We start from the raw sequence: 26519 nt of genomic DNA on the forward strand, positions 1-26519 counted from the left end.
TGTATAATTTTTTTAGGAAAAACTTTGTAGAAACATGAGAGATTTGAAATAATAAATTGCTGATAATCAGCATGAGAGCTCCAATTTTTAAGCATAAAATAATCCTCCTATTAAAACATGTCTTTAATAGGAGGACCGCAAAATTCTACAAACTTGTCAAGTGTTTTATGCGAAAAAAGTGGGGGAATCAACAAAAATTAATGATACTAAAAATGAGTAATCACAGGAACTAAGGAGTTTCCGTGAACGCTCGTTTATATTAAGGGGGAATTAACATGGGGAAAATTGTTAAATGTTCAATAATAATTTGTGATGATTTTAATGGTGTGCTCATTGCAGCTAGGGGTAAAAAGAAGTTACAAAAGATATGGAGTATTTTTGGTAAAGATATAAAAGGCAAGGAAACTTCGGAACAATGTGTTACTAAAACAATAGATAAAGATTTAAATTGTACTATATTTGATCTTGCGCCATTTAAAGAATATGTTTTAGATAAAGACAGTGGAGATACTTTATTGGTTTATACTGGCAAGGTTAAACACTATATAAATAAGCACAAGGACATAAATCAAATTAAGTGGATTACTGAAAGAGAATTGGATATGTATGATTTTGCTAGTGGTGAGAAAGAAATACTAATAGATTTATTTAACGACATTTCTGAAGGAAATACTTTTTAGTAATAGTATTTAATATTTTTTGAATTATGGAATCATAAAAACAATAGTCTTTAGGTTAACATAGAAAACTACCAAAGTGTATAATCACACTTTGGTAGTTTTTAAAATATAGCTTAGTCTAAAATCCATTTTTACGTACTATATTACTTCTCTCATACTGAATAGGCCATTTTATACTTTCTCCTAATTGACTAGCGGCAGTAAATGTCCAATAAGGATTTCTCAAAAGTTCTCTACCTAAATATACCAGATCAGATCTTTTATTGTTTAAGATTTCTTCTGCCATTAAGGGGGAGGTTATAAGGCCACCAGCTATAGTTGCAATATTACACTGGTTTTTAATTATTTCGGAATAACAAATTTGATATCCTGGATATGTAGATATGCTTGCAGGTACTGTTCCACCAGAACTAACATTCACTATATCTATGCCCATATCTTTTATTAGATTTATAAGTGTTGCTGTATCCTTTGCAGTGTTTCCACCCTCAGCGTAGTCTTCTGCAGATACTCTTAATTGTAATGGTTTAGTTTGAGGCCAAACAGTTTTTACAGCATCTATAATTTCTCTTAAGAATCGTACCCTATTCTCATTTGAACCTCCATATTCATCTTTTCTTTTATTGGTTAATGGGGATAAAAATTGTCCTATCAAGTACCCGTGGGCACCGTGTAATTCCAATAAATCAAAACCAGCAGCTAATGATCTTTTAGCAGCAGATTTAAATAAAATTATAGTGTTTTTAATATCGTCTTTTGTCATTTCATTAGGTAGCCTATAATGTTCATTAAAGGCTATAGGGCTTGGAGCTATAATTGGATAGGAAAGAGTTTCAGATTTTCTTCCAGCATGATTAATTTGAATACCTATTTTTGCACCATATTTATGACACTCATTTACTATATTTGATAATTTTTTAACATGTTCCTCAGACCATATACCTAAATCCTTATCAGTTATACGTCCACCAGGCTCAATTCCTGTGGATTCCACAATGATAAGCCCCACACCACCAATAGCCCTAGTTGAATAATGTACAAAATGCCAGTTGTTTGCGAGCCCATCCTCATCATTACAAGAATCCATGCACATTGGTGCCATGACTATTCTATTTTTTAAATCCATATCTTTTATTTTAAAATTGCTAAATAATTTTGACATTGCTAATCGCCTCTTTCTTATATAGTCTGATAATAAATTATTTGAAAAATATGAAATTATAGTCTCATCTAACTATTGACTTATTACATATAAGTATATCATTGTTGAAAAGATAGTAAAGTATGCAATTTATAAATGCAAGGTATCATAAATGATATTGCATAAAAATGTATTTATAATAAAATAGTTAGTATTAAAATAGAATTTAATATTTTTGTTCATTTTGTACTTACATATAATTACATAATATTCATATTTTATCTTGTTATATTTTTATCACATATGATATACTGAATTCGTTGAATAATATGACATATTAAAAAAATAATATTAATGGAGGTATTCACATGAAAATTAAAGCAATAATATTATCATTAGCTGTAGGTGCTACTTTACTAGTAGGATGTGGTGCTAAAAAAGAAGCAACACCAGCACCAGCAAAAACAGAAACAGTAGCACCCGCAACAACCAAAACTGATGTAGTAACAACAGCATCATTAGTAAATACTGAAGCAGCTTTTGAAAATGGAATAAGCAGTAAGGGTACATGGATTATTGCAACTTTAAAGGATTTAGCTATTAATAAGGAGCTTGTAGTTGAGGGGGAGTTTAAAAACGGCAAAAAAGATGCCAGTGGTAAAGAACTTATACAACGTAAGATAGCTCTATATACACAAGATGAAAAGCATGTCATAACTGCTAGATTTACTTTGACTGCGCCAAAATTAACTTTTAAAAGTCCTATGGGCAGCATAGAGCATGGAACTTTTAAGGGTGACCTTTATGTTTCAGCAAGCAACTTTCAGTTAAAAGATGCTACGGTAGAAGGAAATGTATATTTTACTACAGCTGAAGCTAAATCTACATTTAAAATGGATGATAAAAGTAAAGTCACTGGAGTTCAAGAATTAAAAAAATAAATTATACAGCTTACTTTTAAAAAAACAGTCAATCTAAATGGATTGGCTGTTTTTTTGTGCCACTTGCCACGTGGGTGGCACCAATGGTATAATAAAATAACAAAAATATGTTTAAAATAGAAAGGTAAATAAGAATGATAAAATTTAAAAAATTAGGGCTTAATGAAGATATTCTAAGCATGCTCAAAATTCAAGGAATAACTGAGCCAACTCCAGTTCAAGAGCAAAGTATCCAATTAATAAAGGATGGTAGTGATGTTATAGCGGAGGCTCAAACGGGTACGGGTAAGACGCTTGCGTTTCTACTTCCGATGTTTGACAATATGTCCGCTGATATAAATACAATTCAAGGATTAATAGTTACACCTACAAGAGAACTTGCAATACAGATAACTAGCGAAGCTAAGAAACTTGCAGAAGGTAAAAATTTAAATATCTTGGCTGCTTATGGTGGTAAGGATATAGGAGTGCAATTAAAAAAACTAAAGGGAAATATTCATTTAGTCATTGCAACACCAGGAAGATTAATAGACCATCTAAGGCGAGGTACAGTGCAACTTGATAAGCTGAGGACCTTAGTATTAGACGAGGCAGACCAAATGCTCCTTATGGGATTTAAAAATGATATTGAAGATATCATAGAAAAAACACCTAAAAACAGACAGACATTATGCTTTTCGGCAACTATGGGTTCAGATGTGAAAAAGATGGCATATAAGTATATGAACGACCCTAAAGAAGTAATTATTAAAAAGGAACAAACAACTCTTAAAAATATAAAACAATTTTTAATAGAAACCACAGATAGAAGAAAGCAAGAAGATTTATGTAAGGTTTTAGATGAAGATAATCCATTTATGGCTATTATTTTTTGTAGAACTAAAAGAAGAGTGGATGATCTTGAAATGGCTCTTTATAAAAAAGGTTATAATTGTAAAAAACTACATTCAGATATAACTCAATCAAAAAGAGAAAAAATAATGAAAGAATTTAAAAATTGTGATATACAATATTTAATTGCTACGGATGTTGCAGCTAGAGGTCTTGATATAAATGGAGTTAGTCATGTTTATAACTACGATATACCTGAAACTGCCGAAGGCTATATACATCGTATAGGAAGAACTGGAAGAGCTGGAGAAGAAGGATATACATATTTATTTGCAGCTCCAAAGGATAAATTTATTTTAGATTCTATAGAAAAGAAAATAAAAGGTGAAATTCCTAGAAAGATATTATAGTAGTTTTTTAAATTGAAATGATAAAGCACTTAAAATTGGTTTAATAGCCAACTTTAAGTGCTTTTAAAAAGTTAGTGATTTTTCTATGCTTTCATCAATAAAAATGTGGTTAAATAAATTTTTTAGCACTCTTCCAATGTTTAGAAGCTAAATCATATTTTTTAAAATCTGGTATATCTCCCTTGGTTTCAACTAGTGCTTTTGCTACTTTTTTTAAATCACTTCGTGTTTCACATTTAAAAGAATTTGACTCCTCTATTGATCGCATTGCGTCTTCCACCATTCCTTGGAACTTATTCATTATAAACCCTCCTTCAATTATTATTTTTTATAAATAGATAGTAACTAAGTAAACTTTAATTGCTTCATGGTACATATAGTTTTAACTAATTAAAATGCTAATATACTTATTAATCCTCTGAAAAAATAGACTGGCATACCGACTAGTTGTTTTTGAAAATATTTTATATTTTCTAATCAAAAAGTATGTAGCACATAATAATATTATGTGCTACATACTTTTTGAATATATTAAGTTATAATTTTTAGTTTTACTATACGATTTTTACTGGTGTTTTGTATAATAAATTTTGTATCATTATAAAGTATTGTCTCACCTGTATTTGGAAGACGTCCGTGTATTCCAGTAACAAAGCCACCTATGGTATCAAAATCTTCAGACTCTATATTTAGGCCTATCATTTCATTAACCATGTTTATCCTAGTATTACCAGCAACGATAAATTCATCTTCTTTGACAACTTCAATTTGATCAGTATCATCGTCATATTCATCGTCGATATCTCCAACAATTTCTTCTACTAAATCTTCAATTGTTACAAGACCGGCAGTGCCACCATATTCATCTAATAAAATAGCTATAGGCACTCTTTTTAAACGCATATCAGCAAATAAATCCACAGTGCTTTTAAACTCGTATGTAAAATAAGGTACACGCATATGTTTCTCTATAGTAAATTCTTCTATTTCATTTTCGAAGAAAATTAAATCTTTAAGATATAGAACTCCAATAATATTATCAATAGTTTCTTGGTATATAGGAACCCTAGAAAATTGTTCTTGTTTAAAGATTCTTATGAGTTCTTCATAAGTGGAGGTTACATTTGCTACAATCATATCAGTTCTTGGAGTCATAACATCTTTTGCTTGTGAATCTCCAAATTCAAATACATTATAAATCATTTGCTTCTCTTCGCCTTCTAAAACCCCTTCTTCATGGCTTACACTGACCATAGTTTTTAATTCTTCTTCAGTAATAAAGGGTCTCTGCTTACCAATTTCTCCACCTAGTATTTTTATAATTGCATTTGTAATATAAATTAATACTGTAATAAGTGGATTTAAAATGAAGGTAATTAGACTTATTGGACGAGCAACTTTTAAAGCAACTTTTTCGGAATTTTGTGCAGCTAATGACTTCGGTGTTATTTCACCAAAAATCAATACAAAAATTGTCATTATAGCGGTTGCAATACCTACTGCAGAATCTCCTAAAGAGGGTCCTAAATATTTAATGGCCAAGGAAGTTGCTAGTGCAGAAGCACCGATATTGGCCACTGTATTTCCTACCAAAATACCGCCTAAGAGTTTACTTGGATTTTTAAGTAGTTTATTTATTAGTGCAGCACCTTTAATTTCTGATTCTACCATGTGCCTTAATCTGATTTTGCTTAAAGTCATAAGTGCAGTTTCAGAGGAAGAGAAAAAGGCTGAAAATCCTAATAAAATCACTAAAGATAAAATTTGCCACGTACCATCGGGGTCCATAATATGTTCACACTCCTTAAGATATAACCTAAAAAAATTATATCATAAAATGATGGATATTCAAATAAATTTATCATTAATATTTTTAAATATTGTATTATATTGTATTCATGTACATTTATTTAAAGCCCAGTACAAATTAGAAAAGTGTTTTTTTTGCCGATTTATTATATGGTGACATGAAAATTAATTTTACACACTGCAAAGTTATAATTATAAAGAAAGCTATTAAAAAAAAGTGATAAGTTAGAAGTAGCTGAGATTTATAAAAAAATACATAAAATAGACAGAGTAAATTCCATAGAAGAAGAGTACTTATAGGTCTTATAAGTGAATTTTTTGTTTTTTTAGTATAACAATATATTAAAAAAATAATACAAAAAATTATTCCTGAAAGTAATAAACTTCGATAAACAAATGTGAAACTAGAAGTGAAAATTTCTTTTGAGAACACATCTTTTTTAAAAACTAAATATCTCATGACTCCCATTTTTCTATCCGACAAGTATTGTAGCATCAAAGGTGGAACTAATATAAGTAATTGTAATAGAGTAATTATTCGATTAAGTATTGTGTTTGTAGAAAATTTCATATATTGCACCTTTCTCATTACATTATGTTTGCTATTAAATCATAACACAAAAGGGCAATATTTTAAATATGCCCTTTTGTGTTATATTTATTATTTAGTTTTTGGCTCACCTTTTTCTATAGGGTTTTTAGGGCTCGAGCTCCATTCATACCATCCATTACTGTATAATGAAATGTTTTTTAGTCCCATTACATCAGCATAGGTTAGAACTTCAGCAGCTCTCCAACCAGAACCACAGAAGAAGGAGAGTCTTTGGTCTGGAGTAATTCCTTGCTCTTTCCACATAGCTAGTATTTCGTCTTTATTACGCATAGTGTTATCTATGTTTCTATAATCTTGCAGATGATTTGCATCGCTACCAGCATGACCCCAAGTAGATCCAGCTGGTCTTCCCATGAATTTCAAATCACTATAACCAGATATCTTGCCAGTATATTCATCCCAGCTTCTTATATCTACAAGCTTACTACTAGCTTTATCCGCTAATATTTCTTTTGCACTGTTTATATCTATTATATATCCCTTATTTACTGGTACACTAGCGCCAAAAGAACTTACCGGTTTTTTTGCATTCGAAATTGTTTCTGTTTCATAACCAGCATTTCTAAAGGCAGCGGTTCCACCATTTAAAACTCGAACATCTTTAACACCGATATACTTTGCTATTGCAGCAATTCTAAAAGATGCCATTGGGTCAGGTCCGTATAGAACAATTGTTGTGTCTGGAGTTAATCCATTTTTTTCTGCAAATGTTTGAAGAGCAGCATCAGAGTTAATACTCCAAAGTGGAGCTGATTCTATTTCGTCTGTATTTATGTGCACGGCACCTTTTATATGTCCTTTTACGTAATCCTTATCTTTAGATGCTTCGCCCCAAGCAACTTCGAAAATTTTATATTTATCATTAGTATAAGTTTCTGGTTTTTTACCATTAACTAAGTCATTTACAAATGAAGGTGGAACTAACATTTGATAGTTTGCATAGCTTTCCATTGGAAGACTATTATCAGCAGCCCATTGTTTAACATCATATGTATAAATATTTATTATTCCTTTTTGTTTTAAGTATGCTGCAACGGCCTGTGTATCTTTTCCGTTTGCATCGCAAAGTACAACATTCTTATCTCCTAAAATATTCTTTGTTTTTAAAGCTTTTTCTAAAATTTTATCCTTTTCCTTATCTTCTACCTTTAACCAATTAGCAGAAAAATCCGTAGCACCTTTTATGTGTCCACCACGTACCACAGCATCTAGTTTCCAACCATTAAAGGCGTCATTTGATCTTGTATCTACTATTACCCAGTCCTTGTTTCCTAGTTTGTCTTTTAAATCTTTAGTGCTTATAGATTTAATCCCTGATGCACTATTAGTTGTCGTGTCTTTTTTTACCTCTTTATTATTTGAACACCCAATAAAAGACATTGCAGTAGTTACAGTAATAAGAGTAGCTAACGTAAGTTTTGTAAATTTTTTCATAATAATCCCTCCTAAGCAGAAAAATTCTACCATATTACGACAAAATATACTAATTCGTTTTTCTAATAAGTAACATGTTAACTATTTGGATTTTCTATAGTTGTGATATGTTATTCTCTAAAAAACCAAAATTAATGCAATTAAGCATGTTTTTTTTGTTGATATTTATCAAATGAAGGGAATTTATAGTATATACAGTATATGAAATGTAACTTTATATGTTATTATATATGTGAATATATAGTTGTAAACCTTACTATAAAGTACAATTAAAAAGGAGCTAATTCATGCCGAAAACTAAGTCGCATAAAATTAAGTTATTTATTTTACTAGCAATAACTTTAATTATTATTATTACAATGATTAAAGGAAGTAGTGAAATTAGTCATACAGAAAAGAATGTTCCCTTGGCAGTGAATGGGGTACTAGACCTGAGAAATTGGGATTTTAAAGAGGATGGTATGATAAAACTTAATGGAGGATGGGAGTTTTATGATAATCAATTACTTTTGCCTAAGGATTTTCAAAGAGATGCTAAAAAAAATCCTAGTTACGAACATTTACCAGGCATTTTCGGTAATCAGGGATATTGTACGTATAGGTTAAAGCTACTTATGAATAATAAAGATGAGCTTTATTCAATAAAGATAGATTTTATACAAAATGCATATGAACTTTGGGCGGGCAATAAATTAATAACCTCTGTTGGACAGGTGGGGAAAGCTAAAAATGAAATGGTTCCACAATTAGCTCCAGCTATAGGCTCCTTTTATGTAGAAAAAGGAGAAACATATTTAGTCCTTAGGGTTAGTAATTTTTATAATGTATATGGATATATAGATACATTAGTATTGGGCAAATCAGAAGAAATTACAGCTATGAGAGAGAAAAAGATAGCCTTAAGTCTATTTCTTTTTGGCTGTTGCATAATGGCTGCTATATATAGTTTTGGAGTTTTTATTAATAGAAGAAAAGACAAGGCTCAATTATATTTTGCAATGATTTGCGTAATAATTGCCATTAGAACGTTATTTATTGGGGAAGGATTCTTAATTTCACTATTACCCAATTTTAATTATATCTTTTCTACAAAGATAAAGATATGGACCTTTTACTCATATATTCCTTTTATTATTTTGTGTATAGATAAATCATACGAAAAAATAATGTCACCTAAATTAGTTAAAACATCTAATTATATAGCTTTGATTTATACATTAATTGTAATCTTACTTCCCGTTAAATATTACTTATACTATATAGCGCCTTTTGAAACATTTGCACTGCTGTCTATATTTTATATGATGTGCAAAATCTCTAAAATATACATAGAGCGGGGACAAACTGACTATATAGTTGTGGTAGGCTTATTTGCACTTTTTATTACAAGGATTAATGATATATTGTATGAATACAGTATTATATTTACTGATTCATTTGCGTCCCTTGGCATATTAATATTCATTATAGTAAATTACTATGTTTTAGCAAAGCGCCAAGCTAATGAGCTTTCAAGTGTTGAGAATATTAGTGCTAAACTTAAATCTTTAAACGATCTAAAAGATGATTTTCTTGCAGTAACTTCTCATGAACTAAAAACTCCATTGAATGGAATTATTGGGTTAACAGAAGGAATAGTTACTAATAAAGGAGGCAATTTAGATGGTGAGCTTAGAGAGGATTTATTTTTGGTAAACTCTAGTGCTAAAAGATTATCTAACTTGGTCAATGATATGATGACATTTTCTAACCTTAAAAATAATGAAATTGTATTACATAGGAAACCAGTTAACATAAGTAATGTGGTGGAGATGGTAATAAAATTTAGTCGAATGGCTCTAAATAATAAAAATGTTATTTTTTCCAATATGATTGACAAAGATGCACCTTATGTATTTGGGGATGAAGATAGAATACAGCAAATTCTATATAATTTACTGGGCAATGCTATAAAATTTACACATGCAGGAAAGATAACATTGTCTTATGCTAAAGTGAATTCTTTTATTGAGATTTGTATAACAGACACAGGAATAGGAATTCCAGAGCAGAAGCTTCATAAGATTTTTAATAGGTATGAGCAGGTGGATGGAATTTCAGAAAAATATGGTGGTACTGGAGTAGGACTTTATGTAACTAAGCAACTTATTCAAATACAAGGTGGTACTATATCAGTTTCCTCAACTATAGGAAAAGGAAGTAAATTTATATTTACTATTCCATTATGTACGGAAGAAGACCTAAGGGCTAATACAAAGGAAAGTCACCAAAATAAAAATAATTTAGAAATAGTAGCTGAATATTCAAAGCACTTAGAGTTAAAACCCAATTTAGTAAGTATATCCTTGGAGCATGAGAGAAAAATTATTAATGAAAATATAAAATTAACAAGCAGTGATAAATATAGAATTTTAGTAGTCGATGATGAGTATGTCAATCGAAAGGTGTTAAAAAATTATTTATCAAAGGACACATTTGAAGTTTTAGAAGCTTCTTCCGGCATAGAAGCATTGAGGATAGTAGGAGAAGATGCAGATTTGGATTTGGTAATTCTTGATATGATGATGCCAGATATTTTAGGTTATAAAGTATGTCAGATTATTAGGGAAAAACATTCCATTTTTGAATTGCCAGTGCTAATTATGACTGCAGATAGTAGCTTAGAGCATTTAGTTATATCTTTTGAATGTGGTGCAAATGATTATTTAAGGAAACCCTTTAATATGAATGAGCTAATGTGTAGAATAAACACTTTGATAACTTTAAAGCATTCTGTAAGGCAAGAATTAGCCTTAGTACATGAGCTTGGAATAGCTAATAAACAAGTTAAGCAGCTTAGTATTCAAAGTGCAAAAACTAGTAAACGGGTTGAAGAACTTATGGCATATGATAAGGTCAAAACGGAATTTTTTGCTAATTTGTCACATGAACTTAGAACGCCTCTAAATGTAATTTGTAGCACAATACAATTAATAAGATCACTTGATGGATCAAAAAAACTAGGGGATGAAAAGATAAAGTATTATATCAATATCATGAATCAAAACTCCCTAAGGTTACTTAGACTTATAAATAATATAATAGATACAACTAAAATAGAGGCAGATTACATAAGCCTTCAATTAAAAAATGGAGACATAGTCTATGTTGTAGAGGAAATATCACAGTCTGTAGCTGAGTATATAAAAAACAATGGAATAACCCTTATATTTGATACTGATGTAGAAGAAAAGACCATTGCATTTGATGAAGAAAAAATAGAAAGAATTATGTTGAATTTACTATCTAATGCAGTTAAATTTACAGAGGAAAATGGAAGTATTCTAGTTAATATATATGATAAAGGTGATTTTATTGAAATATCTATAAAGGATACAGGAATTGGAATCCCAAAAGATAAGTTAGAATTTATTTTTGAACGTTTTGCTCAAATTGATAAGTCTACATCAAGACAGAATGAAGGTAGCGGAATAGGACTAGCCTTAGTAAAGTCTCTTGTGGAAATGCACCATGGGGAAATCCATGCAAAGAGTATTGAGGGATTAGGAAGCGAATTTATAATAATGCTACCAGTTAGAACAATTGATATGAATCAAGAAGAAGATAATCTTAAAAATAAAAAGGTATTTGAAACAAACCATAAAGAAAATTTAAACATAGAGTTCTCTGATATTTATAAATAAATTTATTATATATAAAATCATAATATAAGTTTATAACCCCGCTGAAAATTATTTGAAATTTTCAACGGGGTTAATTATTATTGTAAGGATAAGTTACTAATATTATTTTTCGTTTTTTCTAGGGCCAGGCCACCAGATCTTAACAAGTTAAAACAATTCAAGTAAAAAACCACATGTTTTTCATATAACAGTATGATATCATATTGTTATACTATATCATATTATATTATTATGTAGCATTTTTATTTAAAAATGTGGTTAATATAACTATAGAAAAGAATTCTACTATGATATCATTGTAAGTATACATTTAGTAACTATGGTTCATATAAGTATCTACTTGCAAAAAATGAACAAACAGTATAAAATTATAAATAAGATTAAAATATAATGATATTTATGGTATATCCTAAGGGGAAAGGTTGATATGATGATTTTTAAAAGACTTACAATAGAAGATAAAGGTACTTTAGAGAAATTTATATATCCATATAAATTTCTAAGTTGTGAATATTCTTTTACAACTTTATATATATGGAGAGAGGCTTGTGATATTTGTTTTACTATTCATAAAGGGGCTCTAATAATAAAGAAAAAGGATTTTGAAGGAAGATACTATTTTATGCAGCCTTTGGGCTATAGCAACGAAAATCTTAAAGAGATAATAGATGCACTAATGGATTATAAGACAGAAAATAATATGCACTACTTATTTAAAGATCTTGATGAAGGATTTATGGAAGAGATAAGTAACATATATGATGATGTTAGGGATATTTGCATAAAAGAAGATAGAGATAACTTTGACTATTTATATGAAGCTGAAAAACTTATAAAGCTTTCAGGCAAGAAGCTCCATGGTAAAAAGAATCACTACAATTCTTTTATAAAGAGTTATAAATATGAAGTTAAAGACATTAAAGGGGAACAAGTTATAAGTGATGTAATAGTGGCTGCAGAAAAATGGTATGCTATTAATGAAGAAGATGATGATATGCTTTATTACGAATTACAGGGAATAAAAGATCTTCTTAAAAATATTGAAATTGTAAACATTAAAGGAATTGCAGTTTACGTAGATGAAAAAATAGTTGCTTTTAGTTTAGGAGAAAAACTAAATGATAATTTGGCAGTAATTCATATAGAAAAGGCAGATATGGATTATAGTGGCGTCTACAGCTTTATTAACAAAACTTTTGTTGATAGATGTTTTAGTGATGTTAAGATAATTAATAGGGAACAAGACTTAGGAATTGCAGGTCTACGAAAATCCAAACTATCTTATCACCCCTTCAAACTAGAGAAAAAATATATTTTTAGTTTTTCTAAATGTTTAGTAAGTGATGTTTAAAAAAATAGACTAGCATATAGCTAGTCTATTTTTTTGAGGATAAAGTTAATGACATTTCAGAAGGAAAGTCTCCCATTTCTATAAGTGGGAGTTACAAGCTATAACAAATAGAAAACTTCAGTCGAAGTCTAAATCTCCTTCTGAAGTCGTTAATATTGCAGCATCGCAGATGATGATTTAACCATATTTCAGCACTCAAGGTTACAAGATATGGAATTAAAGCTAGAGGGAGGGTAATAATAAAATGAAAAATCTTTTGATAGGTGAAAAAGTAAAACTTACGTCTATAGATGAGGAAGATGTTTTAAAGTTTCAAAAGTGGTATAATGATGCGTCCTTTATGCGTCATTATGATATAGTAAGTGCAATTCCTAAAACCATAGAAGAAGTAAAAGAATTAGTTAGTGAAGCACAAAAATCCAATACAGCTTATATTTTTGCTATTAAAAATCTTCATCAAGAAGAATTTATTGGAGTTACAGGATTTGAAGATATATCTTGGAATAATGGAACCGCTTTAATATATATAGGAATAGGCGGAGAAAAACATAGGGGTAAAGGTTATGGAATGGAAGCCCTTAAATTAACTATGGAGTTTGGATTTGAGGAACTAAATTTTCATAAAATACAGCTTACTGTGCTTGAGTACAATGAACCTGCTATAAAGCTATATGAAAAATTAGGATTTAAAAGAGAAGGGGTCTATAGGGAATTTATTCATAGAGATGGCAGAAGGCATGATATGTATTTATATGGAATATTGAGGTCGGAGTGGGAAGCTTTAATAATCTAAAAAAATATTAAGTCAGGTGGATTTTTATAAACAAAAAACACAGTAGAGCAAGTATAAAATCTACTGTGTTTTTTTGTTTATTGACTTTTAATAATTTAATATTCCCTAGTATTTGTTTTTAGTTCCTTGCTGTGCAGCTGTTTTGCTAGCATTTCCGTTACTCATATATCCGTTTTTGGCATTTTTACTATCTTCGCTGTTAGCAATAGTGTTTTGGTTTTTCTCTTTAATATTTTTGTTTTGGCTCATAAAACACATCTCCTTTAATAAATATTCTTTAGTATGGTGACCATAAAACAAATTATTTATGCTTAAAATTAAACTATACTTGTATTAATTCCTTTTTTATTTTTAATAAAACCTATTTTTAAACTTAGGGAGTATCTACTAAAAAATACATCTTGATTAGGTACTCTTCTAAAATCGAGATTAGATCAGGTATTCCTATTTCTATCATGAGTTTATTTAACGACACTTCAGAAGGAAAGTCTCCCACTTCTATAAGCGGGAGTTACATGCTATAACAAATAGAAGATTTCAGTGGGAGTCTAAATCTCCGCCTGAAGTCGTTAATGGTGCAGCAATGCAAATTATTTGAATTTTTACACAAATGCATAATAAAAATGATAATAGAATATTTATAAAATATTTAGAAAATTGAAATAATTAACTCGTTTTTATTATAAAAATATGCTATATTAATATATAAATATATATAAATGTATATACATATTTATAATTGCTTAATTTATAATGGTATCAATGTTTATGGTTTGCAAGTTTTATGGATAATAATTTATTTGCAGTGTTATATTAAAATGTTTTATGCACAATAATAAGGAGGGCATATTATGAGTAAAGTCGATGACATTAACGATTCAGGAAACGTGACGTTAAAAAGGGAACTTGGTCTTGCCGCCGCAACTGCTATTGTTGTAGGTAACTGTATAGGTTCAGGAATTTTTACCTCTGCTGCATCTTTGGCCGTTGCAACAAATCCTAAAACCGCTATGATTGCATGGATAATTACAGCTATTGGATCACTTCTAATTGCGTTAAGTTTTGCAAGTTTAGGAACAGCTATGCCAAGAACGGGGGGGCCCATTGTATATACTAGAGCTGCATTTGGTGATTTTGCGGGGTTCTTAATTGCATGGACCTATTGGATAGGTGCTTGGGTTGGAAATGCTGCAATTATAACTGCATTTATGCTTTATTTTACATACTTTGTTCCTGGTGCAACCACTCCAATAATGGCATTTCTAATTACTTCAGCTGTGTTGTGGTTTTTCACCATTGTAAATATTCTTGGTGTAAAAGGAGCAGGTAGGGTTAGTATTATAACAACGGTACTAAAACTGAGTGCTTTAGTAGTATTCGTAGTCATTGCAGGTATGAATTTTAACCCTGCAATGCTTAGTACAGTATCAAGCGCTGAGGTTTCAGGAATGGGTACCTTACCAGCGGCAATTGCAATTGCGCTGTGGGCTTTCGTAGGAATTGAAAGTGCAACGGTTCCTGCAGGTGAGATTAAAGATCCAGAAAAAAATATTAGAAAAAGTACAATATATGGTACTTTAATTGCAGCAGCGGTATATATAATTGTTTCAATAGTTGCTATGGGTGTTCTAGATCAGGCTACATTAGCTAAATCAAAAGCGCCACTTGCGGATATAATTAACGCAGCAACTGGGGGAACTTGGGGTGGAAACTTTATAGCAATAGGTGCTATAATATCAACACTCGGAGCTACTTCAGGATGGATATTAACCACTGCTAGAAGTGCATATGGTGCTTCTCAGGATAAATTATTTCCGAAAGTATTTGGAGAAATACATCCCAAATATAAGACTCCTGTTGCTTCACTCGTAATAAGTGGTGTTGCAGCTAATATACTTCTTATATTAAATTATGTGGGTTCATTAAATGCAGCATTTAATTTTATGATATTACTTGCTACCTTGGCATTCTTGCCTGCTTATTCTTTTTGTGCAGCAGCAGATATAGTGCTTTTAAAGAAACATTCACCAGATTTTAATGTTTTTAATTTCTTAAAGAATTCATTTGTAGCATTGCTGGCTTTTGCATATTCTATATATGCAATTTACGGAACAGGTGCACAGGTTGTAATGTATGGGTTTATACTTATGTTAGTAGGTATTCCAGTCTATTTATATATGATGCTCCAAAATAATAAAAAAGACAAAAATGTTGATGAACTAAGAAAGAAAATGCTAGGCTAGCTGATCGACAAGTGCTCAGTTATAAATAGTGGTTAAATGGGACCGCCAATTGTAATTGATGAAGTTGCAAGGTTGTTTTATAATATATATAATTATTAGTATTTTATGGTGAATACATTATAATCCCTCTTTACTAGTAACTATAAACTTTGATATGAGTTCAAATTTTGTGGTATACTTTAATAAGGCTAGAATTAGGAGGCAAAACAATGGGAAATATATTGATGTATTCAAAAAAACAATTAGACAAAACACTAAAAAATTTCGCAAAAAATCAAAAATTAGGGTCTAATGACACAGCGGAGTGGATAAGACTCATAAATGATTTTATATATGAATTTGGTTTAAAGTCTGAGGTTAATGAAGAGGATAAACTTTCAATAACCACCAATAAAGAAGAGCAAGTTGTTATTGAAAAAATGATGTATGTACTAGAAGGTACAAAAACTTCTTTGACATATATTTTTGATGGTAATATTACTTATATAGAAGAGTAAGCAAAAAAAGTACGAAATATTTTTATTCGTACTTTTTTTTATGGAATACATAGTTATAAAATTTGCTTGTTCTCAGTTCTTTTATTCATAAAATCTCCCAATAAGATATTTATTAAAGCTATAGTGGGGACGCCAAGTAGCATTCCTGTAATTCCGAAAAGCCCTCCTCCGAGAACAATCCCTAGTATTATAAGTAGTGGACTAAGACCTACCTTATCTCCAATAATTTTTGGAGATATAAACCATCCATCGATATTACTTAAAGTTACAACAAATAATACTAGCTCTAAAGATTTTATTGGACTAAAGAATAGTGTTATTGTAACAGCAGGTATCATTCCTATGATATTTCCAAAATAAGGAATCATATTTGTTACTGCTATTACTAAACTAAAAGGCAACGCATAAGGTATTTTTAATATCATAAATCCTACAAAAGTAATAGCACCAAAAATAATAGAGTCAATTATTTTTCCAACAAAGTATTTTTTGAAAATAGTATTAGCTATTTTCCCGAAATGAACTACTTTAAGAGCATGGGATTCATTTAAAAAAGAATAAATGAATTTTTTAATATTAAAAATAATGGATTCTTTATCAATTAAATAATAAACTGAAATTACTATGCCAGACATTAACTTCATAAAGAAAGAACTTAAACCTTTTAAGTTATCAATTAGAAGCTGTAAACCTGGGGTGAAATATGCTGATATATCTTTATTAAAAGTAGTAAGGTAATTTTTCAAGTAAGATGTAAGATTAAGCTTGTTTAATAGTTTATTTTCAACTATAAAATCAGTAGACCCTTTAATTGACTTATCTGCTAATTGAGGAATATTATTAAATAGATCAACAACACTTTTAATAACATTAGGAGCAAGCAATAATATTGTTAATAACATTATACCTATAAATATTGTATAAATTATACTTATGCTATAAAATCTTTTTATTTTAGTTTCTTTTTCAATATATACCATAAGTGGATTAAGTAAATAAGCTATAACAAAACCCCAAATAAAATAACTAAGTAGTGAATTTATTTTTTGAAACATTGAACCTATATTTTCAATGTTATTTATTATTCTAAAAAGAAGAAAAGTGATTATAATAATAGGGATAAGCTGTATGTAGGGTATTTTTTTATACCGAATCAATATAATTCCTCCAATCAATATCTATAAATATAAGTATAGCAGTTTGTAAAAAATAATTGAAGAGTTTTATTAGCAAAAATCAAAAGTTTTTACCAAGATGATAAAATAATGAATAACTTCTCTTTGCTATTATGTGCTATAATGTAAATATGTTTTAATTACTAATGTTACCTTTTGAGTAATGACGCTGGTTTTTTTTATTTGATTATAAAAATAAAATAATATAATATAAAAATTATTATCGGTAACATATGTATGCAAAAGAATAAGCAAAAGGCTATATAAGCCAAAGAATGGCTTTATAAGCCAAGAGGAGTGTATTATTATTATGGAAAAAGTTATTTTAGATGCATTTGAAAGAATTCCAGGAAATAAGAAATTTAAAGAAGACGGTTTTATTGCAGGTGTAATTTATGGTGATAACATCGAAGAAGCAATATCTGTAAAAATTGAATTAATGCCATTAAAAAAGATTCTTGGAAAACATGGTTCTAATGCGAAAGTATGGGTTAAATACGGAGAGGATAAGAAATTTGGATTTATAAAAGAAATCCAAAGACATCCTGTAACAGCAATAATTAACCATGTAGATATTCAAGTTGTTTCTCTAGATCATGAAATAAAATTACAATTACCTTTATCTTTCAAGGGAGAAGCTAATCTTATAGACAATTTACTTGAGTTAAACATTCATAAATCTGAAATAGATGTTTTTGGAAACATGGCTTTAATGCCAGATGGAGTAAGCGTTGATGTATCAGGTAAAAAACTTGGAGATACAATTACAATAAAAGACTTTGATTTAGATGCGAAAATAAAAGTTACTGATGAAGAAGATCAAATTTACGCAGCTATAGTAGCAAGAAAAGAACAAGTTGAAGAAGAAACTACTGATGAACCAGTAGTTGCTGCTGAACCTGTAGTTGAAGCTTAAGAAAATAAGAATTATATAGTATAGGGCATATAAGAATGTTGATGAGAACTGAGTTTTCATCAACATTTTTATTTTTTTTGTTGATTTATTGTAAATTAATCAGGGAAAAGATTGTTTTATATACAATATTATTCAAATATACAGTGAAAATCCATTTTACCTATAAACAATTCACAAAAGCAGTCGATAATATAATTTGGGATTGTATTTTATTAAAATGTTTTGTAACAATAATGAAACAATTTATAATAATTTACAAATATACAAGGGGGGATTATTTTGAAAAATAAGATTAGCACTAAAATAATTATTGCTATAGTAAGTTGTTCAATTTTAGTATCAGCAATGGTGGGAATTACGAGTATTTTAAAATCCACAAGTATAATTAAGCAGGAAGCCACAGATAAATTATCAAATATAGCTTCTAGCAGAGGAAATGAATATACAATACAGACTACGAAGGTTGAAAATACAGTAAAGGAGTTATCTGGGCTAGTTTTGGGGACAATAGAAGTCTCTAAGGTTAAAGACCCCAAATATATAAGCGCATACGAAAAACAACTGGGGTCACTAATGAAGAGTTTAGGTGATAGTAATAATGGTCTTATAGGGTTATATATGATTTTTAATCCTAAATTTACTGGTAGTAGAAAATCTTACTGTGTGAATTACTCATATGACGAAGGAAAAAAACAAAGCGCAGTAACTAATGACATGTTAAAAGTAGGCCGATTTGAAGAAGGTAATGCAGCTATAATTAGTACTAAGATAGGTATGTGGTTAAATCCTTACATAGACAAAGATAGTAAAATAAATATGGTATCCTATACTATGCCAGTTTATGCTAATAATGAATTAGTTGGAGTTGCAGGTATGGATATTTCTTTTGAAAGTCTAAAAAAGATGATTTTAAGCACAAAGATATATGATACTGGTTCTGCATTTTTGCTAGATAAGGATTATAGCTTTATAGTTGGTAGTAGCAAAAAAAATACTGATAAATTAGATACATTAGAAAATGGGAAATATAAATTTATAACTGATGAATTAAAAAATAAAAAAGCAATGGTTCTAGAGACAAAGTTCGAAGGACGCACCCAGATGATGGGTTATTACACTTTGAATAATGGTCAAATTATGGGGGTAAAAGTTCCTAGCTCAGAAGTCTTGAAAAATTTAAATAATTTAAGATATATCATTGTTTTAATTATAGCGCTAGGAATTATTGGTTCAATAATTATTGCATTATTTATTGGCAGAAGAATATCAAGACCTATAGAAGTTGCAACAGGGTTTATAGGTAAATTAGCTAAGCTAGACTTAACTTATAATGATAAGAGCATTAACCAAATGCTCTTAAGCAAAGATGAAATAGGTGTTATGGGAAAGGGTTTAATAGAACTAAAGAAAGAATTAATAAAGGTTGTTTACGAATTAAAGAAGGATTCTGATGGTTTATTACAATATTCAAATGCTATTTCAGCTAATGCGGAGGAAACATCAGTTTCTATTACCGTTGTGGCGCAAACTGTTGAAGAATTAGCTAAAGGATCAGTTGAACAAGCAAAAGAGGCACAAGATGGTTCATATAAACTGAGCATACTTGCAGGTGAGATAGAAGAAGTTGTGGTAAGCAGTAATAGTCTTAAAGAATATTCAATAGAAATAGAAAAAATGCAAGATAAAGGAAGCAAAGCGATTAAGGAACTTAATGTAAAACTCGAACTAAATGTACATGCTACTGAAAAAGTTGCTGATAATATAGATGAATTATCAAAAAAATCAAGCTTAATAGGGGAAATTATAAATACCATTCAATCTATTGCAAGTCAGACAAATCTATTAGCTTTAAATGCTGCAATTGAAGCAGCAAGAGCAGGTGAGAGTGGGAAAGGGTTTGCAGTGGTAGCAGAGGAAATTAGAAAGCTTGCAGAAAAAACAGCTACATCTACACAAGAAATAGATGAAATAGTAAAACAAATTCAAGGTGAAATAAGCTTAGGAAAAAACAATATGGATGAAGCTAAAAATACTGTTAAACAAGCAAGTAGTGTAATGATAACATCCATAGAAGCTTTTGATGTTATCGGAGAAGGAATATATAATATTAAATCAAAAATACAGTGCATTGCGTCTAGTATGAATGCAGTAGATAGTGGAAAAGATGATATAGTCGACGCTATTCAAGGGATATCTGCAATAACACAGGAGGCTGCAGCATCTACGGAGGAAGTGGCAGCAACCATGGAAGAGCAAGAAGCTGCAATTAAAAATGTATCGGAAACTGTAGAAGAATTAAAAGAATTAGCAGTTGTATTAGACAAAATAGTTGGTAAATTTACAATATGAAATAAAACAATTATTAATTTCAGTAGATAAACGCACTTAAATTTATTTAAGTGCGTTTATAATTTACTGTGCAAATTTTATGGATTAATGATACAATAGTATTTGTCGTTTATTTTTTGTTTACATTGAATATAGGCATTAATCATAATAAGGGAAGTGACATAAAGGATGGAATCGAAAAAAACGAGTATAGTCATTGCATTAATGGTGTCAATGTTTCTTGCCGCTGTAGAGGGAACAGTAATAACTACTGCCATACCAACTATAGTTAAAGAATTAAATGGGTTTGAGCTTATAAGTTGGGTTTTTGCTGCTTATCTATTGACATCAGCTATTTCAACACCTATATATGGAAAATTATCTGATTTATATGGGAGGAAAAACATTCTTTCAATTGGAATAATAATTTTTTTAATAGGGAGTTGTCTTTGTGGAATATCACAAAGCATGTATCAGCTTATAGCATTTCGTGCAGTTCAAGGATTGGGCGCGGGAGCAATATTTACTGTTACTTATACCATAGTGGGTGATGTTTTTACTGCTGAAGAAAAACCAAAGGTTCAAGGTTGGTTAAGTACGGTATGGGGAATAGCTAGTTTAACTGGCCCCTTTTTAGGTGGCTTTTTAATAGAAAATCTTTCATGGAATTGGATTTTCTTTATAAACCTACCTTTTGGGATAATATCAATAGTACTTTTACAAAAAAATCTAATTGAAACTTTTGAGAGGAAGAAACATAAAATAGATTATATAGGTACTTTATTATTCTCCCTTGCAATTCTAACCTTTTTATTGGGAAGCTTATCCGGTAGAAAAAATAATATTATAATATCTTTAATAGTTACAATTGCATTACTCATTATATTTTATTATGTGGAAAAAAGGGCGGAGGAGCCGATTATACCTTTTGAAATTTTCACAAAAACTAGTAATATTGTGAATACTATGAGCTTTTTAGCAGCAGGAATTTTAATAGGAGTAGAGGTTTACTTACCTATATATATGCAGAATGTTTTGGGCTTTGGGGCTACAGCTTCTGGAGTTTCTATGGCACCTATGTCTATTTCATGGCTATTATCTTCATTTATTTTATCTAAGGCTATTCCTAAATATGGTGAAAGGATAGTCATTGGTATATCCACTTTAATTTTGATTATTAGTTGTGGATTTTTAACTACTTTAACTGTGAAATCTCCATTAATATCAGTTATAGTTTATGGGTTTATCATGGGCTTTGGTTTTGGAGGAGCTTTTACAACATTAACAATAATGGTGCAAGAGTCTGTAGGATATAGCAAAAGAGGAGCTGCAACAGCAGTAAATGCACTAGTACGTACATTAGGTCAAACTATAAGCGTAAGTATTTTTGGAATCATATTAAATACTAACATAGTTAGATACTTTAATAATTTAGGAATAGTGGGCATAGAACCAAATAATTTATATTCTCAGGCAACTTTGAATAGTGGAGTAAGTTTGAAGCAAATAAAATTATCTTTAAATTCAGGGCTTCATGTAGTATTTATAGCATTTATCATAATTGCGGTAGTTTCATTGATGCTTTCTTTTAAATTTGACGCAAATTCAAAAAAAAGTATTCTAGAATAAAAAATTTACTCCTGAATATAAGGGGGAATTCCTTTTTTTATATTACTTTAAAAAATAAGGCAGGATAATCCTGCCTTAAAATTATTTTTTAGTAGTATCTTTATTTACTGCTGAAACTTGTGGCATAGCATCACCATTAGTGTTATTGATATTAGACATGCTTGACATATCATCATTTGAAATACCGGTATAGAAATCATTACCAGTTGATTGAATGTTTAATCTACTTGTATCTTTTGGAATAGCATCACTAGTGCTGCTATTTAAACCTGCATTTGAGTAGGATTTTGAATCTTTATTGTCACTCAATTGTTTGTTTGCTTTTTTTATTTGTTCTAAATTATCCTTCTTGTTCATAAGTATTCTCCCTTCGAATATATTAATTATACTGAATTTATATTCAATATATTTTATAGTTTATCCATTCTGTTATAGAATATAGGTGGAAATTTATTTTGGGCTAACTTATTATATAATAATGTTACAGCCTATGGTTAACATTATTAATGAAAAATAAAACCTAATAATTGTCAGAATAATTCACCAATTATTCATAATGTTATTTAGTAATAACTATTGACAAAGTTCGGCAAGGGAAGTATACTAAAGTTACACAAAGAAGAAAGCTTTCAATTCAGAGTGTAAGGCAAAATATTAAAAAACAATAAAAAAATCTTAAAAAAGAAAGGGTGTGGCCCAAAAATTAATAATATTAAAAAACTATTTATTATAATTGAAAGTGGGGTGGTTACACCAAAAAAAACAATTTAAACTGGTTTGCATATTTAGAAAAGTATTTCAAAACTGTTGAATCAGCATGGACAAGCAACTTAATTCATAGGTAGTGGAAAAAATATCGATTAGGCCTATAAAAGATACATTAATCCATTGCTAAATATCAATAAAAAATAATTTAAAGTTACCCGTAACACATTAAACCTTAAGAGTTTAATAGCAACAATATTAGAATCATTATTATTTATGAGCGGGAAATTAGTTAGGAGAGAATTATTGAAAGAACAATTTATTAGGAAATAGAAGCTAAGCCCATCGGGATTAATATATGGGAAATTAGCTTCTATTTTTTTGTCGATTTATAATGAAATTAAAATAAAGACTATAGTACTGTAACAACAATAGCAAAGGAAACCATTTACATTGCAAAAAATCTAATAATGAGTTATACTTATTATATTAATAAATAATAAATGGCAAAGAATATGAGCCGCGTTATTATAAAGTGTTATGCTTTATTTTGATGTGGTTTTTTTATGTATTAAATTGTAAACGGTTAATATGACTATTTAAAAAAAAGGAGTTTTTCACAATGGCTAAATATATAATGGCGTTAGATCAAGGGACAACAAGTTCAAGGTGTATTCTATTCGATAAGAAGGGACTTATTGTAACTTCCGCACAAAAAGAGTTTACTCAGATTTTTCCAAAAGAAGCCTGGGTAGAACATGATCCAATGGAAATTTGGGGGAGTCAAATTAGTGTTGCAACAGAAGCAATGGCTAAGGTTAATGCTATGGCGTCTGATATAGCAGCAATAGGTATTACAAACCAAAGAGAAACCACTGTGGTTTGGGACAGACGAACTGGAGTTCCAGTATATAATGCAATTGTATGGCAATGTAGAAGGACGGCTGAAACTTGTGATGAACTAACAGAAAAAGGCTTTGATAAAGTAATTAGAGCTAAAACTGGATTGATTTTGGATGCTTATTTTTCTGGAACAAAAATAAAATGGATATTAGACAATGTAGAAGGCGCTAGAGAAAAAGCAGAACAAGGCAATTTATTATTTGGTAACATAGATACATGGTTAATTTGGAATTTAACAAAAGGAAAAACCTATGTAACAGACTATTCAAATGCTTCAAGAACATTACTATTCAATATTCATAAACTTACATGGGATGAAGAAATTTTGGAAACATTGAATATACCAAGATCAATGCTACCAGAGGTTAAACCTTCAAGTTGTGTTTATGGATATACTGATGATTCCTTGTTTGGAGGAGAAATTCCTATTGCAGGCGCTGCGGGAGATCAACAAGCAGCCTTGTTTGGTCAAACTTGTTACGCACCAGGAACAGCTAAGAACACATATGGTACAGGATGTTTCATGCTTATGAATACAGGAGAAAAGGCAATTGAATCCACACAAGGATTACTTACTACCATTGCTTGGGGAATAGATGGCAAAGTTGAGTATGCGCTTGAGGGTAGTGTATTTATAGCTGGAGCTGCTATACAATGGTTAAGAGACGAGCTTCGTATGATTGACAATGCTGCTGATTGTGAGGAATATGCAAATGCAGTAGAAGACACAAATGGAGTATATGTGGTTCCTGCTTTTGTGGGGCTGGGAGCACCTTATTGGGATCCGTATGCAAGGGGGACAATAGTAGGTCTTACAAGAGGAGCGAAGAAAGAACATTTGATAAGAGCGACTCTGGAAGCACTTGCTTACCAAACACATGATGTTTTAAAAGCAATGCAAGAAGATTCTGGAATTACACTTACAGAACTTAAAGTAGATGGAGGAGCTTGCTCAAATAATTTCTTAATGCAGTTTCAATCTGATATTTTAAACGTTCAAGTAGACAGACCAGTAGTTACTGAAACTACTGCGCTAGGTGCGGCTTATCTTGCAGGACTTGCAGTAGGGTATTGGAAGAGTAAAGAAGAAGTGGCAAAGCATTGGGCAATATCAAGAAGTTTTAAACCATCTATGACAGAGGAAAAAAGAAAAGAATTACTTCATGGATGGCATATAGCTGTTAAGAGATCAGGTATAAAACTTGAATAGGGTAGAATAAAAAATACCCACAAGAACTGTCATCAACTTTGACATTCTTGCGGGTGTAAGAACCTTTTCCTTTTTTGATCTTTTGAATTCCCGTGCCTCTTCCAATTTCACTGGAATTAAATTTTCTTCTATTTAAATTCAGTTTGTTCATGTCAATTGTGAAGGACATACCTTGAATCAATTGCTTTTTAGATTTTTTTATTTAAATCATCCTTTCATCTTTTATTTATTATATAGTATGATAATTTTATATGAAATGCAATAGATTTTTGAAATTCAGCTGGATTTTTTTGTAGTAATAAGCTACTAGGCATACCATTCAATATGGTTTAAGATTACAAAAAAAAGAATTAAGGCAGGATAATCCCGCCTTAACTTTTTTTTATTTACTAGTACCTTTATTTGCTTCTGATTGATTATTTAATTTTTTTGTCTCTTCTAATGTAGTACTATTAGTGCTACTACTCATATTATCCATGTTAGCCATACTATTCATACTAGCGCTATTACCTGAATTAGAAGCTGATTGGTTATTTAATTGTTTTGTTTCTTCTAAAGTAGTAGCATTAGTGCTACTACTCATATTATCCATGTTAGACATACTACTCATAGCATTTGAAGCACCTGTAGTACCTGAACTAGAAGCTGATTGATTATTTAATTGTTTTGTTTCCTCTAAACTAGCAGGATCAGAGCTCATATTCATACTATTCATAGCAGAGGATGAAGCACCGCTATTACCTTTATTTGCTACTGATTGGCTATTTAATTTTTTTGTTTCTTCTAAATTATTATTCATAAACATTCTCCTTCCAATATAAAAATTACACTGTACATATTCAGTGCTTATATAGTTTAACCATTTTCTTATAGAATATAGATGGAAAAATTACTATGTTTATGTAATTTTTTAATTTTAATATGAAATTATGAAAAATAATAATTTGTCTATAATAATTTGTTATGTTATTATTAGGCGATGAAAGAAAATCACTAGACCTATGATTAGTTATTTTATTTCATATGTAACAGTTTATAAAAGTGAATAACCAAGCACAGGGGAGTTGGATAAGCCAACTGAGAGCAAGAACTGTAATTCTTTGACCCTAATAACCTGAACTGGATAATGCCAGCGTAGGAAGTTGTTTAATGGTGTATTATATATGTATATATTTTTATATAGCATGGTAATTTAAACACAAATCCTATGGGTTTGTGTTTTTTGTT

General features: G+C 30.1%; 20 protein-coding genes and 1 riboswitch. Of the genes, 12 read left to right on the plus strand and 8 right to left on the minus strand.

The window, feature by feature from the left end; all coding sequences use genetic code 11:
- Positions 1-275: 275 nt before the first annotated feature.
- On the plus strand, positions 276-680 hold the full coding sequence (locus tag Ctaglu_RS07680) for an NUDIX hydrolase (protein ID WP_124999706.1): 405 nt from the start codon (positions 276-278) through the stop codon (positions 678-680).
- 118 nt (positions 681-798) lie between these two features.
- Here Ctaglu_RS07680 and namA read toward each other — a convergent pair whose 3' ends face one another.
- The gene (gene namA / locus Ctaglu_RS07685) at positions 799-1842 is read right to left on the minus strand and encodes an NADPH dehydrogenase NamA (RefSeq protein ID WP_124999708.1); all 1044 of its coding nucleotides are present in this window, start codon (positions 1840-1842) and stop codon (positions 799-801) included.
- 347 nt (positions 1843-2189) lie between these two features.
- Here namA and Ctaglu_RS07690 point away from each other — a divergent pair, with 347 nt between their 5' ends.
- Complete coding sequence (locus Ctaglu_RS07690; protein ID WP_124999710.1) at positions 2190-2762, plus strand: hypothetical protein; 573 nt, start codon at positions 2190-2192, stop codon at positions 2760-2762.
- Positions 2763-2896: 134 nt separating this feature from the next.
- On the plus strand, positions 2897-4003 hold the full coding sequence (locus Ctaglu_RS07695; protein ID WP_124999712.1) for a DEAD/DEAH box helicase: 1107 nt from the start codon (positions 2897-2899) through the stop codon (positions 4001-4003).
- Positions 4004-4112: 109 nt separating this feature from the next.
- On the opposite strand, the gene Ctaglu_RS07700 is transcribed toward Ctaglu_RS07695, so the two are convergent.
- The 3 genes from Ctaglu_RS07700 to Ctaglu_RS07710 form a co-directional block, all read right to left on the minus strand.
- Entirely contained in the window at positions 4113-4304 is a 192-nt protein-coding gene (locus Ctaglu_RS07700) for a hypothetical protein (protein ID WP_124999714.1), read from the minus strand.
- Positions 4305-4534: 230 nt separating this feature from the next.
- Complete coding sequence (locus Ctaglu_RS07705) at positions 4535-5791, minus strand: hemolysin family protein (protein ID WP_124999716.1); 1257 nt, start codon at positions 5789-5791, stop codon at positions 4535-4537.
- A 682-nt stretch (positions 5792-6473) separates the two neighbouring features.
- On the minus strand, positions 6474-7859 hold the full coding sequence (locus Ctaglu_RS07710) for a sulfurtransferase (RefSeq protein WP_124999718.1): 1386 nt from the start codon (positions 7857-7859) through the stop codon (positions 6474-6476).
- 287 nt (positions 7860-8146) lie between these two features.
- Here Ctaglu_RS07710 and Ctaglu_RS07715 point away from each other — a divergent pair, with 287 nt between their 5' ends.
- From Ctaglu_RS07715 to Ctaglu_RS07725, 3 genes are all read left to right on the plus strand, one after another.
- A complete protein-coding gene (locus Ctaglu_RS07715; RefSeq protein WP_124999720.1) occupies positions 8147-11542 on the plus strand; it encodes an ATP-binding protein in 3396 nt (1131 codons plus the stop codon).
- A gap of 427 nt (positions 11543-11969) precedes the next feature.
- Positions 11970-12893 (plus strand): DUF2156 domain-containing protein, encoded by a 924-nt coding sequence (locus Ctaglu_RS07720; protein ID WP_124999722.1) that lies wholly within the window; start codon positions 11970-11972, stop codon positions 12891-12893.
- Positions 12894-13137: 244 nt separating this feature from the next.
- Positions 13138-13686: a GNAT family N-acetyltransferase gene (locus Ctaglu_RS07725; RefSeq protein WP_124999724.1), complete on the plus strand. Its 549-nt coding sequence runs from the start codon at positions 13138-13140 to the stop codon at positions 13684-13686.
- A 105-nt stretch (positions 13687-13791) separates the two neighbouring features.
- On the opposite strand, the gene Ctaglu_RS25055 is transcribed toward Ctaglu_RS07725, so the two are convergent.
- Complete coding sequence (locus Ctaglu_RS25055) at positions 13792-13935, minus strand: hypothetical protein (protein ID WP_164948749.1); 144 nt, start codon at positions 13933-13935, stop codon at positions 13792-13794.
- 602 nt (positions 13936-14537) lie between these two features.
- On the opposite strand from Ctaglu_RS25055, the gene Ctaglu_RS07730 reads away from it, so the two are divergent.
- Positions 14538-15929, plus strand: coding sequence for an amino acid permease (locus Ctaglu_RS07730; protein WP_124999726.1), 1392 nt, complete (start codon positions 14538-14540; stop codon positions 15927-15929).
- 209 nt (positions 15930-16138) lie between these two features.
- Positions 16139-16426 carry a hypothetical protein gene (locus Ctaglu_RS07735; RefSeq protein WP_124999728.1) on the plus strand — a complete coding sequence of 96 codons (288 nt, stop codon included), beginning with the start codon at positions 16139-16141 and terminating at the stop codon, positions 16424-16426.
- 53 nt (positions 16427-16479) lie between these two features.
- Here Ctaglu_RS07735 and Ctaglu_RS07740 read toward each other — a convergent pair whose 3' ends face one another.
- The gene (locus tag Ctaglu_RS07740) at positions 16480-17583 is read right to left on the minus strand and encodes an AI-2E family transporter (RefSeq protein ID WP_124999731.1); all 1104 of its coding nucleotides are present in this window, start codon (positions 17581-17583) and stop codon (positions 16480-16482) included.
- Positions 17584-17911: 328 nt separating this feature from the next.
- Between Ctaglu_RS07740 and Ctaglu_RS07745 the strand changes: the two genes are divergently transcribed.
- The 3 genes from Ctaglu_RS07745 to Ctaglu_RS07755 all read left to right on the plus strand — a co-directional run bounded on the left by Ctaglu_RS07745 (position 17912) and on the right by Ctaglu_RS07755 (position 22474).
- On the plus strand, positions 17912-18517 hold the full coding sequence (locus tag Ctaglu_RS07745) for a 50S ribosomal protein L25 (protein ID WP_124999733.1): 606 nt from the start codon (positions 17912-17914) through the stop codon (positions 18515-18517).
- 279 nt (positions 18518-18796) lie between these two features.
- Positions 18797-20866, plus strand: a complete 2070-nt coding sequence (locus tag Ctaglu_RS07750; protein WP_124999735.1) for a methyl-accepting chemotaxis protein — start codon at positions 18797-18799, stop codon at positions 20864-20866.
- A 168-nt stretch (positions 20867-21034) separates the two neighbouring features.
- Complete coding sequence (locus Ctaglu_RS07755; protein ID WP_124999737.1) at positions 21035-22474, plus strand: MDR family MFS transporter; 1440 nt, start codon at positions 21035-21037, stop codon at positions 22472-22474.
- Between the two features lie 81 nt (positions 22475-22555).
- Here Ctaglu_RS07755 and Ctaglu_RS07760 read toward each other — a convergent pair whose 3' ends face one another.
- Positions 22556-22831: a hypothetical protein gene (locus Ctaglu_RS07760; protein WP_124999739.1), complete on the minus strand. Its 276-nt coding sequence runs from the start codon at positions 22829-22831 to the stop codon at positions 22556-22558.
- A 970-nt stretch (positions 22832-23801) separates the two neighbouring features.
- Between Ctaglu_RS07760 and glpK the strand changes: the two genes are divergently transcribed.
- The gene (glpK, locus tag Ctaglu_RS07765; RefSeq protein WP_124999741.1) at positions 23802-25292 is read left to right on the plus strand and encodes a glycerol kinase GlpK; all 1491 of its coding nucleotides are present in this window, start codon (positions 23802-23804) and stop codon (positions 25290-25292) included.
- A gap of 382 nt (positions 25293-25674) precedes the next feature.
- On the opposite strand, the gene Ctaglu_RS07775 is transcribed toward glpK, so the two are convergent.
- Positions 25675-26091, minus strand: coding sequence for a hypothetical protein (locus Ctaglu_RS07775; protein ID WP_185732622.1), 417 nt, complete (start codon positions 26089-26091; stop codon positions 25675-25677).
- 248 nt (positions 26092-26339) lie between these two features.
- A riboswitch (TPP riboswitch) is annotated at positions 26340-26451 on the plus strand.
- Positions 26452-26519 lie beyond the last annotated feature (68 nt).

It is taken from the genome of Clostridium tagluense, from assembly GCF_003865095.1.
Lineage (GTDB): Bacteria > Bacillota > Clostridia > Clostridiales > Clostridiaceae > Clostridium_AD > Clostridium_AD tagluense.